12 protein-coding genes are annotated in these 13,120 nt (G+C 69.8%); 9 read left to right on the forward strand and 3 right to left on the reverse strand.

Translation table 11 applies throughout. The features are described from left to right. Position 1 precedes the first annotated feature (1 nt). From HPS01S_RS11415 to HPS01S_RS11455, 9 genes are all read left to right on the forward strand, one after another. Positions 2-1,849, forward strand: coding sequence for an aldehyde ferredoxin oxidoreductase family protein (locus HPS01S_RS11415; RefSeq protein ID WP_066155698.1), 1,848 nt, complete (start codon positions 2-4; stop codon positions 1,847-1,849). Between the two features lie 71 nt (positions 1,850-1,920). Further along, on the forward strand, positions 1,921-3,276 hold the full coding sequence (locus HPS01S_RS11420) for an NAD(P)/FAD-dependent oxidoreductase (RefSeq protein ID WP_066155700.1): 1,356 nt from the start codon (positions 1,921-1,923) through the stop codon (positions 3,274-3,276). Positions 3,277-3,283: 7 nt separating this feature from the next. Then, the gene (gene thiS / locus HPS01S_RS11425) at positions 3,284-3,538 is read left to right on the forward strand and encodes a sulfur carrier protein ThiS (RefSeq protein ID WP_066155703.1); all 255 of its coding nucleotides are present in this window, start codon (positions 3,284-3,286) and stop codon (positions 3,536-3,538) included. A 22-nt stretch (positions 3,539-3,560) separates the two neighbouring features. Then, positions 3,561-3,860 (forward strand): hypothetical protein, encoded by a 300-nt coding sequence (locus HPS01S_RS11430; RefSeq protein WP_066155706.1) that lies wholly within the window; start codon positions 3,561-3,563, stop codon positions 3,858-3,860. 229 nt (positions 3,861-4,089) lie between these two features. Beyond that, positions 4,090-5,046 carry a LysR substrate-binding domain-containing protein gene (locus tag HPS01S_RS11435; protein ID WP_066155709.1) on the forward strand — a complete coding sequence of 319 codons (957 nt, stop codon included), beginning with the start codon at positions 4,090-4,092 and terminating at the stop codon, positions 5,044-5,046. A 58-nt stretch (positions 5,047-5,104) separates the two neighbouring features. Then, positions 5,105-6,871 (forward strand): NADH-ubiquinone oxidoreductase-F iron-sulfur binding region domain-containing protein, encoded by a 1,767-nt coding sequence (locus HPS01S_RS11440; RefSeq protein WP_084397307.1) that lies wholly within the window; start codon positions 5,105-5,107, stop codon positions 6,869-6,871. Then, positions 6,868-9,765, forward strand: a complete 2,898-nt coding sequence (locus HPS01S_RS11445) for a molybdopterin-dependent oxidoreductase (RefSeq protein WP_066155712.1) — start codon at positions 6,868-6,870, stop codon at positions 9,763-9,765. The genes HPS01S_RS11440 and HPS01S_RS11445 overlap by 4 nt, the downstream gene beginning before the upstream one ends. Positions 9,766-9,829: 64 nt before the next feature. Beyond that, on the forward strand, positions 9,830-10,276 hold the full coding sequence (locus HPS01S_RS11450; RefSeq protein ID WP_066155715.1) for an OsmC family protein: 447 nt from the start codon (positions 9,830-9,832) through the stop codon (positions 10,274-10,276). Positions 10,277-10,397: 121 nt separating this feature from the next. Continuing rightward, a complete protein-coding gene (locus tag HPS01S_RS11455) occupies positions 10,398-10,949 on the forward strand; it encodes an RrF2 family transcriptional regulator (protein WP_066155718.1) in 552 nt (183 codons plus the stop codon). 22 nt (positions 10,950-10,971) lie between these two features. Here HPS01S_RS11455 and HPS01S_RS11460 read toward each other — a convergent pair whose 3' ends face one another. The 3 genes from HPS01S_RS11460 to HPS01S_RS11470 form a co-directional block, all read right to left on the reverse strand. Next, positions 10,972-11,967, reverse strand: coding sequence for an FAD:protein FMN transferase (locus HPS01S_RS11460; protein WP_066155721.1), 996 nt, complete (start codon positions 11,965-11,967; stop codon positions 10,972-10,974). A gap of 19 nt (positions 11,968-11,986) precedes the next feature. After that, positions 11,987-12,403, reverse strand: a complete 417-nt coding sequence (locus HPS01S_RS11465) for a c-type cytochrome (protein WP_066155725.1) — start codon at positions 12,401-12,403, stop codon at positions 11,987-11,989. Between the two features lie 82 nt (positions 12,404-12,485). After that, positions 12,486-13,118: a nitrous oxide reductase accessory protein NosL gene (locus HPS01S_RS11470; RefSeq protein ID WP_084397310.1), complete on the reverse strand. Its 633-nt coding sequence runs from the start codon at positions 13,116-13,118 to the stop codon at positions 12,486-12,488. Between the last annotated feature and the right edge of the window lie 2 nt (positions 13,119-13,120).

The following is a 13,120-nucleotide window of genomic DNA, read 5'->3' on the forward strand; positions in this document are numbered from 1 at the left end:
CATGTCTTGGGCTGGAAAAATCCTCCGCGTCAACCTGACCGCGGGCACCGTCACCTCCGAACCGCTGAACATGGAGTGGGCCAAGGCCTACCTGGGTTCGCGCGGCCTCGCCACCAAATACCTCACCAGCGAAATCGACCCCAAGGTCGACCCGCTGTCGCCGGAGAACAAGATCATCTGGGCCACCGGCCCGCTGACCGGCACCATGGCCTCCACCGGCGGCCGCTACACCGTGGTCACCAAGGGCCCGCTGACCGGCGCCATCGCCTGCTCCAACTCGGGCGGCTACTGGGGTGCCGAACTCAAGATGGCCGGCTGGGACATGGTCATCTTCGAAGGCAAGTCGGCCAAGCCGGTCTACCTCTACATCAACGACGACGTGGCCGAGCTGCGCGACGCGGGCCACCTCTGGGGCCAGAGCGTCTGGAAGACCGAAGAGATGCTCAAGACCAGCCTGCAGGACCCGCTGCTGCGCGTCTCCAGCATCGGCAAGTCCGGTGAAGTGGGCGTGCTGTACGCGGCCGTGGTGAACGACCTGCACCGTGCGGCCGGCCGCTCGGGCGTGGGCACCGTCATGGGCAGCAAGAACCTCAAGGCGATTGCCGTGCGCGGCACCAAGGGCGTGGGCAATGTGCGCGACCCCAAGGCCTTCATGGCCGCCGCCAAGGCCGCCAAGAAGGTGCTGGCCGACAACGCCGTCACCGGCCAGGGCCTGCCCACCTATGGCACCCAGGTGCTGATGAACGTGATCAACGAAATCGGCGGTCTGCCCACGCGCAACCACCGCGACGTGCAGTTCGAGGGCGCCAAGGACATCTCGGCCGAAGCCATGGCCACGCCGCGCGCGACCGACGGCAAGAAGCACCTGGTGACCAACCAGGCCTGCTTTGGCTGCACCATCGCCTGCGGCCGCATCTCCAAGATCGACGAGAGCCACTTCTCGGTGGCCAACAAGCCCGAGTACTGGGGTGCGTCTGGTGGTCTGGAATACGAAGCCGCCTGGGCCCTGGGCGCCGCCAACGGCGTGAACGACCTCGAAGCGCTGCAGTTCGCCAACCTGATCTGCAACGAAGAGGGCATGGACCCGATCAGCTTCGGCGCCACCATCGGCGCCGTGATGGAGCTGTACGAAATGGGCGTGCTCACCAAGGAGCAGATCGGCATCGAAGCGCCGTTCGGCTCGGCCAAGGCGCTGTGCGAACTGGCTGTGATGACCGCCAAGGGCGAAGGCTTTGGCAAGGAGATCGGCCTGGGCTCCAAGCGCCTGACCGCCAAGTACGGCCACCCCGACCTGTCCATGAGCGTCAAGGGCCAGGAATTCCCGGCCTACGACGGTCGTGTGATCCAGGGCATCGGCCTGGCCTATGCCACGTCCAACCGAGGCGCCTGCCACCTGCGCGGCTACACCATCGCGTCCGAAGTGCTGGGCATCCCGGTCAAGACCGAGCCGTCCGAGAGCGCGGGCAAGCCCGAGCTGGTCAAGGCCTTCCAGGACGCGACCGCGGCCTTCGACTCCGCCGGCATCTGCATCTTCACCAGCTTCGCCTGGACCCTGGCCGACGTGGCACCCCAGGTGCAGGCCGCCTGCGGAGAGGAGTTCACGATGGAACACCTCAACCACATCGGCGAGCGCATCTGGAACATGGAGCGCGAGTTCAACAACGCGGCCGGCTTCACCAAGGCCGACGACAACCTGCCCAAGCGCCTGATGACCGAAGCCGCCAAGACCGGCCCGGGCAAGGGCACGGTCAGCAAGCTCGGCGAGATGCTGCCCAAGTACTACGAAGTGCGCGGCTGGGACACCGAGGGCCGCCCGACCGCCGACACCAAGGCGCGCCTGGGTCTCTGATTGCGCCATCGGGGACAACGAAGAAGCGGTCCCCGTGACCGCTTCTTTTTTTGGAGTTTGGAGAACAGAACATGACCCACCACGTCATCCTCGGCGCCGGCCCGGCCGGCGTCATCGCGGCCGAAACCATCCGCAAGCACGCACCCAAGGACCAGATCACCGTCATCGGCGACGAGAACGAAGCGCCGTATTCGCGCATGGCCATTCCCTACCTGCTGATCGGCAAGGTCGGCGAGGAGGGCACACACCTGCGCCACACGGCGGGCCACTTCGAGAAGCTGGGCATCACCGTGCGGCGCGGGGTGCGCGCCAAGGTGCTGGATTCGGCCAAGCGGACCATCGAACTGAGCGACGGCAACACCATCGCGTTCGACAAGCTGCTGATCGCCACCGGTTCCTCGCCTGCGACCCCGCCGATCCCCGGCATCAACGGCCCCGGCGTGCACAGCTGCTGGACGCTGGCCGACGCACGCGCCATCGCCAACCTCGCCCAGCCCGGTGCCAAGGTGCTGCAGATGGGCGCCGGCTTCATCGGCTGCATCATCATGGAAGCGCTGCAGCAACGCGGCGTGGAACTCTCCGTCGTGGAGATGGGCGACCGCATGGTGCCGCGCATGATGGGGCCGACGGCCGGCGGCATGATCAAGGACTGGTGCGAGACCAAGGGTGTGAAGGTCTATACCGGCGCCCGGGTCGAGGCCATCGAACGCGGCACCGGCGCTGAAAAGGGCCTGCTGGGCAAGATCGCCGAAGTGGTCGGCATCGGCCAGAGCGCCATGCCCAGTGGCCGGATGACGGTGCGCCTGTCCACTGGTCAGCAGCTTGACGCGGACCTGGTCATCAGCGCCACCGGCGTCAAGCCCAACATCGGTTTCCTGGAAAATTCCGGCGTGCGCTGCCTAGTCGGCGTGCTGACCGACGAGCACCTGCAGACCAACGTGCCGGGCATCTACGCTGCGGGCGACTGCGCCGAGGCCTTCGACAAGGTCAGCGGCAAGACCATCGTCAGTGCCATCCAGCCCAACGCCGCCGAACAGGCGCGTGTGGCGGCGCTGAACATGGTCGGCCAGCAGGCCGAGTTGATGGGCGTGACGCAGATCAACGTGCTCGACACCCTGGGCCTGATCTCCAGCAGCTTCGGCAACTGGGAAGGTCTGCCGGGCGGCCAGCACGTGGAGCTGACCGACAAGGCCAACCACCGGCACCTGAGCCTGCAGTTCAAGGGCGACCAGATGGTGGGCTGCAACAGCGTGGGCTGGACCGAGCACGTGGGCGTGATGCGTGGCCTGGTCGAGGGGCAGGTGAAGCTGGGCGAGTGGAAAGACCGGCTGATCGCCGACCCCACGAAGCTGATGGACGCTTACCTGTCCGCCGCGCAGGGCCAAGGCCACTGGAGTGGTGCAGCCGATGACCGGCGCAGGGCATGATCCGGGCATGAAGATCACCTTCAAGCTCTTTGCCACGCTCACCGACCACCTGCCGCCCGAGGCCCGGCGCAGCAACCAGATCGAACTGGATGTGGCGCCCGATGCGCCGATCAGCCAGATCATCGAACCCTTCGGCCTGCCGCCGAAGCTGGTGCACCTGGTGCTGGTCAACGGCAAGTACGTCGCTCCCGAGCAGCGCCTGAGCGCGACGCTGAGCGAGGGCGACGTGCTTGCCATCTGGCCGCCGATCGCCGGCGGCTGAGCGCCGCTGCGGACCAGTCCCCATGCAATCGGATTACCCCGAACGGTTCGAGCGCGACGTCGGCTGCAGCGAGGCCGAGTGGCTGGGCTGGATGCCGCGGGCGCTCGGGGCCCATGCCTGGCGGCGCGAGGGGTCGCGCATCACTGTGGACATTCCCCCGGGTGCGCTGGACATCGCCTGGGAGCCCCTGCCCGAGCGCCGCATCGCGCTGCTGCGCATGCAGCGCTTGAAGGTGGTGTTCGCCTTCCGCGGGCTGGATGCGGACCAGCGGCGGACGTTCATGAAGCCCTTTGACCTGAGCCTTCAGCGCGGCGGCGGTTGAACTTTCGTGTCATCGTCAACGGGGCCCTGAACGCGGAGTCCTGCTTCGAGAGTCGCGCCAGCCGCCTGCTGGACAAGTCGCTGAGGGCGGAAGAGAAAACCGGCCTGCTCACAGCCCATGTGCCGGCCGAAAAACGCAAGGCCTACGAAAGCCTGGTTCGCCATCGACCGCAGCAACGTCCGCTACTGAGTCCCGCGCGGAGGGGGCGGTCCTGCTAGGCTGCAGGGCCATGAACCTGCTCACCTCCATGCGCTACCTGGTGGCGCTGCACGACCACCGCCACTTCGACCGCGCGGCCAAGGCCTGCCACATCACCCAGCCGGCGCTGTCGAATGCGCTGCGCGCCCTGGAGCGGGAGCTGGGCACGCCCATCGTGCGCCGCGGCCGCACCTACTCGGGCCTGACGCCCGAAGGCGAACAGGTGCTGGCGTCCGCGCGCCGCATGCTGCGCGAACACGAGGCCCTGCAGCAATCCCTGGCCAGCCAGCAGGACCAGCCCGTGGGCAGCCTTCGGCTGGGGGTGGTGCCGTCGGCCGTGCCGGTGGGCACGCGGTTTTGCGCGCTGCTGCAGTCGCGCCATCCGGGCATCGCGCCGGTGCTGCTCTCCCTGCCCTCGGGTGAGATCGAATCGGGCCTGAAGGCCCTGACGCTCGACCTGGGCCTGGGCTTTCTGGAGCGCGTCAGCGCCCGCAGCAGTGGCTTCCAGGTGTTTCCGCAGTACCAGGAGCGCCTCTACCTCGTGACCCAAACGCCCCGTGCGGTGCGCGCCAAGTCACCGCCGCCCAGCCGCATCGGCGAGCCGCTGGCCTGGGCCGACACGGTTGGATTTGATCTTTGCCTGCTGACGCCCGACATGCACAACCGCAGCATCGTCGATGCCGCGTTCGCCCGCGCGGGTGTAGCGGTGAAGCCGGTGATGGAGACCAACTCCGTGCTCTCGCTGGCGCTTGCAGTGCGCACCGGCCCGCTGGCGAGCGTGATGCCTGGCGCCCTGGTCTCCAGCCTGCGCGAACAGCCGGGTCTGCTGTTCCGGCCTCTGGTGAAACCCGAGGTGCAGACCCCGGTCGGCTTCCTCGTGCGCCGCGAGGTGGCGCCCACGCGCACGCAGGAGGCTGCGCTGGCGCTGGCCCGCGATGCGGACTGGCGCGCCGAGCTGGCCGCCACCAGCGGTTCATTCAAGATTTGAATGAACCCATGTCCCAAACCAATTTGACGGCGCGCTGCGCAACCGACACAGTGCGGCGATGAGTTCGTCCGCCATTCGCACCATCCCGATCGTCCCTTCGAGCGGCCCCGCCGCTGAGGTCCGTCCGCACGACGCACGTCCGCAGAAGCGGGCCCGCGACCGGCTCAAGGGTCGCCAGGCCACGCCCGAGGCCCTGCAGGCGCTGCGCGCCCTGATCGGCGAGCGGCCCGAAGAGGGCCACCGCCGCGACCTGCTGATCGAACACCTGCACAGCATCAACGACGCGCACCACGGCCTGCCCGAGGCCCTGCTGGTGGCGCTGGCGCAGGAGATGAACCTGCCGGTGGCCGAGGTCTACGAGGTGGCGAGCTTCTACCACCACTTCGAGGTCCTGCGCGACGGGCAGATCGGGCCGGCGGTCACGGTGCGGGTCTGCGACTCGCTCAGCTGCAGCCTGGCCGGCGGCGGTGAGCTGCTGCAGCGCCTGCGCGTCCGGCTGGGCGAGGGCGTGCGTGTGCAGGCGGCGCCCTGCCTGGGGCGCTGCGCCCAGGCGCCCGTGGCCCAGGTGGCGCAGGCGGCGGTGCCGCACGCCAACGAGTCCAGGGTCGAGGCGCTCGCGCAGCGGGCGCTGGCGGGTGAAATCCTGCCGCGCGAACGCGTGCCCGAGTTTGTCGATCTGGCGGCCTACCGCGCCGGCGGCGGCTACCGGCTGGCGACGGCGGTCGCGCAGGGCGCGCACGACCCCGAGGTCCTGATCCAGACGCTGGAGCACGCCGGCCTGCGCGGCCTGGGCGGGGCCGGTTTCCCGGCCGGCCGCAAGTGGCGCATCGTGCGCGGCTTCGCGGCGCCGCGCCTGATGGCGGTGAACATCGACGAGGGCGAACCCGGCACCTTCAAGGACCGCCACTACCTCGAACGCGATCCGCACCGTTTCCTGGAAGGCGTGCTGATTGCTGCGGCGGTGGTCGGCATCGACAAGGTCTACATCTACCTGCGCGACGAGTACCACGACTGCCGCGCGCTGCTGCAGGAACAGCTCGCCGCGCTGCAGGCCGACCCGCCGTACCCGCTGCCCACCATCGAGCTGCGGCGCGGCGCGGGCGCCTACATCTGCGGCGAGGAGTCCGCGATGATCGAGAGCATCGAAGGCAAGCGCGGCGAACCGCGCCTGCGCCCGCCCTACATCGCCGAGGTCGGCCTGTTCGGCCGGCCCACGCTGGAGCACAACTTCGAGACGCTGTACTGGGTGCGCGAGATCGTCGAGCGCGGTGCCGACTGGTTCGCCTCGCACGGCCGCCACGGCCGCAAGGGCCTGCGCAGCTTCAGCGTCAGCGGCCGGGTGCGCGAGCCCGGCGTCAAGCTGGCGCCCGCGGGCATCACGCTGCGCGAACTGATCGACGAATTCTGCGGCGGCATGGCCGAGGGCCACACGCTCCACGCCTACCTGCCCGGCGGCGCCAGCGGCGGCATCCTGCCGGCCAGCATGGCCGACATCCCGTTGGATTTCGACACCCTGCAGCCGCACGGCTGCTTCATCGGCTCGGCGGCGGTGATGGTGCTCGGCCAGCACGACAGCGTGCGGGAGGCCGCGCTCAACGTGATGCGCTTCTTCAAGGACGAGAGCTGCGGCCAGTGCACGCCCTGCCGCGTCGGCACCGACAAGGCCGCGCGCCTGATGGCGTCCGACACCTGGGACCAGGACACGCTGCGCGACCTCGCCGACGTGATGGGCGACGCCTCGATCTGTGGCCTGGGCCAGGCCGCTCCCAACCCGATCCGCTCGGTGTTGAAGCACTTTGCGCACGAGGTCGGAGGTGCAGCATGAACCGCCCGCTGAGCCCCGAGCAGCTGATGCCGGTGAAGCTGAATTTCGAGCTCGATGGCCGTGAGGTCGAGGCGTTTGAAGGCGAATCGATCTTCGACGCCGCGAAGCGCCACGGCACCGAGCTGCCGCACCTGTGCCACAGCGACCCGCTGCGGCCCGACGGCAACTGCCGCGCCTGCGTAGTCGAGGTGGCGGGCGAGCGTGCGCTGGCCGCCAGCTGCTGCCGCAGCGTGACGCCGGGCCTGAAGGTGCTGACCGACAGCCTGCGCGCGAAGAAGTCGCGCCAGATGGTGCTGGAGCTGCTGCTGTCCGACATGCCCGACCAGGGCCACCAGTGGCTCGACGCCGATGGCCGACAGCCGCACGGCGAGCTGAGCGACTGGGCGCAGCGCGAAGACGTGTCGGTGCGGCCCGCGCTGCAGGCGCTGCGGCGCGAGCAGCCAGTGCCCGACCTCTCGCACCCCGCGATGGCGGTGAACCTCGACGCCTGCATCCAGTGCCGGCGCTGCGTGCGCGCCTGCCGCGAGGAACAGGTCAATGGCGTCATCGGTTTCGCCGGCCGTGGCGGCCACGCCGAGATCGTGTTCGACCTGGGCGACCCAATGGGCGCGAGCAGCTGCGTGGCCTGCGGCGAGTGCGTGCAGGCCTGCCCCACCGGCGCGCTCTCGCCCAAGAGCCTGGTGGGCTCGCAGGCGGTGGACCGCTCGGTGGACTCGGTGTGCCCGTTCTGCGGCGTGGGCTGCCAGCTCAGCTACAAGGTGCGCGACGGCCAGATCGTGGCGGTCGAGGGGCGCGACGGTCCGGCCAACCACGGCCGCCTGTGCGTCAAGGGCCGTTTCGGTTTCGACTACGTGCACCACGCCGGCCGCCTGACGGTGCCGCTGATCCGCCGCGAAGGGGTGCCCAAACACGGTGATGCGATCCCGCCGCGCGATGCCGACTGGCGCGAGACCTTCCGCGAAGCCAGCTGGGACGAAGCCCTGGAACTGGCTGCCGGAAAACTCAAGGCGCTGCGCGACACGCACGGCCCGAAGAGCCTGGCCGGGTTCGGTTCGGCCAAGGGCACGAACGAAGAGGCCTACCTGTTCCAGAAGCTGGTGCGCACCGGCTTTGGTTCCAACAACGTCGACCACTGCACCCGGCTGTGCCACGCCTCCAGCGTCGCGGCCCTGCTCGAAGGCGTGGGCTCGGGCGCGGTGAGCAACCCGGTGAACGACGTGGCGCACGCCGAACTGATCGTGGTGATCGGCTCCAACCCGACGGTCAACCACCCGGTGGCCGCGACCTGGATGAAGAACGCGGCGCAGAACGGCACCCGCATCGTGCTGGCCGACCCGCGCATCACCGACATCGGCCAGCACGCCTGGCGCACGCTGCCGTTCCGGCCCGACACCGACGTCGCGCTGCTCAACGCGATGATCCACACCGTGATCGACGAGGGCCTGGTGAACCAGGACTTCATTGCCCGGCGCACCTCCCATTACGAGGAGCTGGCGCAGAGCGTCGCCCGCTTCAGCCCCGAGGCGATGGCGCCGGTCTGCGGCATTCCTGCGGCGACGATCCGCGAGGTGGCGCGCGCGTTCGCGACCGCGAAGGCGGCGATGATCCTCTGGGGCATGGGCGTGAGCCAGCACGTGCACGGCACCGACAACGTGCGCAGCCTGATCGCGCTGTGTGCCATCACCGGCCAGATCGGCAAGCCCGGCAGCGGGCTGCACCCGCTGCGCGGCCAGAACAACGTGCAGGGCGCAAGCGACGCCGGCCTGATCCCGATGATGTTCCCCAACTATCAGCGGGTGGACAACGAAGCCGCCGCCGCTTGGTTCGAGGACTTCTGGGGACGTCCGACGCCGGGCCGCCCCAAGGCGGACGACGCACCCCCTGGGGGGCAGGGGCAACGCCCCGTGGGGGCCAACAAGCTCTCGCTGGACCGCGCGCCGGGCTACACCGTGGTCGAGCTGATGGACAAGGCGCTGGCCGACGAGAGCGACCCGCACAAGCTGCGCGGTCTCTACATCATGGGCGAGAACCCGGCCATGAGCGACCCCAACCTGAACCACACGCGGCACGCGCTGGCCTCGCTCGAACACCTGGTGGTGCAGGACATCTTCATGACCGAAACCGCCTGGCTGGCCGACGTGATCCTGCCCGCCAGCGCCTGGCCCGAGAAGACCGGCACGGTGAGCAACACCGACCGCATGGTGCAACTGGGCCGCCAGGCGATCGACCCGCCGGGCGATGCGCGCGCCGACCTCTGGATCATCCAGCAGATGGCGCAGCGCATGGGTCTGTCGTGGCGCTACGAGGGCGACCACCACGGCGTGGCCGAGGTGTACGAGGAGATGCGCCAGGCTATGCACGCGGCCATCGGCGGCATCCGCTGGGAGCGGCTGGAGCGCGAGGGCAGCGTGACCTACCCCTGCCTCACCGACGACGACCCGGGCCACCCCATCGTCTTCATCGACCGCTTTCCGACCCAGGACGGCCGGCTGCGGCTGGTGCCGACCGAGCTGGTGCCGGCGAACGAGACCCCCGATGCGGACTACCCCATGGTGCTGATCACCGGCCGCCAGCTCGAACACTGGCACACCGGCAGCATGACGCGCCGCGCCACCGTGCTCGACGCGCTGGAGCCCGAGGCCACGGCCAGCCTGGCCGCGGCCGACCTGGCGCGGCTGGGTGTGAGGCCGGGCGAGCGCATCACCGTGCGCTCGCGCCGTGGCGAGGTGACGCTGCGCGCACGGCAGGACGACGGCTCCGCCGCCGGCTGCGTGTTCATCCCGTTCGCCTACTCGGAGGCCGCGGCCAACCTGCTGACCAACGCGGCGCTGGACCCCTTCGGGAAGATCCCGGAGTTCAAGTACTGCGCGGTGTCGGTGCAGAAGGCGGGATGATGCTTCATACCCCGGGGAGAATGGCTAAGATGAAGCCACTTGTCCCACTCCATCGGAAAACGCCATGAGCGACAACGCCAGTGTCACCATCACCCGCCAGTCCGGCTACCAGTTCCTGGTCGACTTCGGCGAGACCCTCCCGCAACTGCTGGCCGACGAGCCCGCGCCGCTGGGGCAGGGTGCCGGGCCCGCACCCGACCACATGCTGCTGGCCGCGGTGGCCAACTGCCTCAGCGCCAGCCTGCTGTTCTCGCTGCAGAAGTTCAAGCAGGACCCGGGCGCGCTGATCGCCACCGCCACACCGGAGATGGGTCGCAACGAGAACAAGCGCCTGCGCATCCAGCGCATCCATGTGCAGCTGGAGCTGGGCAAGACCGCCGCCGAACTGGAGCACCTGGACCGCGTGCTCGCGCAGTTTGAGGAGTTCTGCACCGTGTCCATGAGCGTGCGCCAGGGCATCGCCATCGACCTGCAGGTGCGCGACGGCGCGGGCGCCGTGCTCAAGGGTTGATCAGCCGACGATGCGCGGCAGGTGCGCTGCATCAAATAGTCGGTCGCCGTCCGCCTGGACAATCGGGGTAGAGTGATGCCTCAGGCTACCCCGGCCTGTATCCGATCGAGACGGTGAACCGATGCGACTGACCCAGTGGACCGATTACAGCCTGCGTGTGCTGATGTACTGCGCGGCCTGCGAAGGCCGTGCCCAGCCGCCCACCGTCAGCGAGATTGCCGAGGCGCACGGCATCTCCCGCAGCCACCTGACCAAGATCGTGATGATCCTCGCCGGCCATGGCTGGCTCGCCACGACCCGGGGGCGTGGGGGCGGCCTGCGGCTGATGGCCGACCCGCGCCGGCTGACTCTGGGGCAGGTGATCAGGGAGACCGAGCCCGACCTGAACCTGGTTGAGTGTTTCGATGTCCAGCACAACACCTGCCGCCTGAACGGCTACTGCCGGCTCAAGGGTGCGCTGGGTCAGGCCATGCAGGCTTTTCTGGTGGCGCTCGATGGCGTGACGCTGTCCGACCTGCTGGCGCCCACGGCCCGGTCGGCCGCGGTGGCGGGGCAGTTGCCGCACCTGATCCCGATCCAGATGGCGGCGCTGCAGCGCCCGGCAGCCAAAGCGGCGCCCGCCCCGAAAAAGCCGGTCCGCCCGGCGCCCACCCGCAAGACGGCCAAGGGTTGAAGCCCCGGAGGGGCGGGGCCGCTCAGGCGGCCTGCAGCCGCTGCGCCATGCGGCCGCGGGTGTGCACCTCGCCCGCAGCGTCCACGAGCAGACTGTCGACCCCCGGCAGCGAGGCCATGAGGTCCAGGCCGCGCGCCGGGCCTCCGACCATGGCGGCCGCGCCGATGCCGTTGACGGTGGCCGTGTCGCGGGCCACCAGCACCACGCCGCGCACCCCCTCGGTGGGCCAGCCGGTGCGCGGGTCCAGCACGTGGTGGTAGCGGCGGCCGGCCTGCCGGAAGCTGCGTTCGTAGTCGCCAGAAGACGCGACGCAGCCGTCGCGCAGCGTCACCACGCCCAGCAGCTTCTCGGGTGCGCGCGGATCGCGCAGGCCCACGCGCCAGTCCTGGCCGTGGAGCTGGCCACGCGTGAGCACGTCGCCGCCGCCGTTGATCATGGCGTGGCGGATGCCGTGGTGTTCCAGCACCTGCATGCCGGCCTGCAGCACGGGCAGCTTGGCCACGCCGCCCAGGTCGATGCGCATGCCGGGGCGGGCCAGCCGCACGCGGTCGCCCTCGATGCGCACATCGCGGTGGTTCACGAGCCGGCGTTCTTCCACCAGCTCCTGTACCGAGGGGCGGCGGGGCTGCGCGGGGTCGAACGACCAGCCGTCGTAGGCACCGACGCTGATGTCGAAATCGCCGCGCGTGCGCTCGGACAGCGCGGCGGCCTGCCGCAACACGGCCAGCAGCTCGGGCGGTGCCTGCACCGATCCACGGCCTGCCTGCCGGTGCAGGGCCGAGACCAGGCTCTCGCTGCGGTAGCGGCTCATCAGGCGTTCCTGCCGCTGCATCTCGGCCCAGGCGGCCTCGATGGCGCTCGCGGCGTCCGGCGCGTCAGGAACCACCATGTCCACCCGCGTGCCCATCAGCACCCGGCTGTCGCGCCGGACCCCGGCCAGGGCCAGGCCCGGATGGAGGCTCCAGCCGGCCACGAGCAGGCCCAGGCCGGAGAGGAGGTGGCGTCGGTGCAGGTTCATGGCGTGGCCCGGTGATCGGTTACTGCGACAGCGCGACCATGTGGTCGACCGCGGCCTTGACCTCGTCATCGGTCAGGGATGCGCCACCGCCGCGCGCGGGCATCATGCCCTTGGCGCCGGTGAAGCCTTCCAGGGCGTGCTTGTACAGCGTGTCGTTGCCCTGGGCGATGCGCGGACCCCAGTCGGCCTTGTCGCCGGGCTTGGGGGCGCCGGCCACACCAGCGGCGTGGCACAGGGCGCAGGTGCTGCCGTACACCTTCTTGCCGACCGCGTTTTCGGCCACCGGTGCAGGGGCCGGGGCTGCCTCAGGGGCGGCGGGAGCCGCTGCAGGAGCGGCCGGTGCGGTGCTGGCGGCAGGGGCTTCGGCGGGCTTGTCGCCGCAGGCTGCCAGGGTCAGGGCGCAGCCGAGGGAGAGCAGGAGGTGTCGTGCGTTCATGGGAGCTTTCTTTGAAGAAGAGGAGACGAGCAGATTTTAATATGCATTCAATATGAATCTTAAAAACTTGACTTGACGGTGATCAAACCGCGGCGTCGTGGCCCTCGTGGGTCTGCGGGGCAAGCCGCTGCAGCTCGGCCGGCAGCGTGCGCCGCAACGCGTCGGCACCGACGGCGGTGCCGCCCTGGCGGGCGATGAAGGCCGCGGCCGCGGACGCGCTGGCAAACGCGGGCAGGTTGCCCGAGCGCATGGGACCCAGGGTGCGCGAACCGTGCACGTACACCGCCTGTTGCGCGGGCACCCAGGCGCCGGTCTCCAGGTCGGTGGCGTACATCGCGAGGATGCGGCTGGCCTGCTGGCCCACGGTGTAGCGCGGCACGTTCTGCAGGTAGAGGAACAGGCTGAGCGGCGAGTCGAGGTACTGCACGTCGCCGTTGGAAAAGATCACCTGCGCCGCCCAGCGCGGCTGGCGGGCCGGGAACATGCCGCAGACCGGGCAGCGTGCGTGCCCGGGAATGGGGCGCGCGGCCGCCACCGGGAGTCCCGATGCCGGATCAAATGCGAAAGGCGGCGCGACCAGGCAGATGTCGTCCGGTGGCGCCGTGCCCGGTGCGGCACGGGACGCGCCGGGCGGCCACCAGCGCTGGGCCGCGCCGGTCAGCAGGACCGCGCCACCCGCCACCGTCAGTCCCAGGATGCTGCGTCGTTCGAGCATGC

The organism is Hydrogenophaga pseudoflava NBRC 102511 (genome assembly GCF_001592285.1).
In the GTDB taxonomy this organism is placed as follows: Bacteria; Pseudomonadota; Gammaproteobacteria; order Burkholderiales; family Burkholderiaceae_C; genus Hydrogenophaga; species Hydrogenophaga pseudoflava.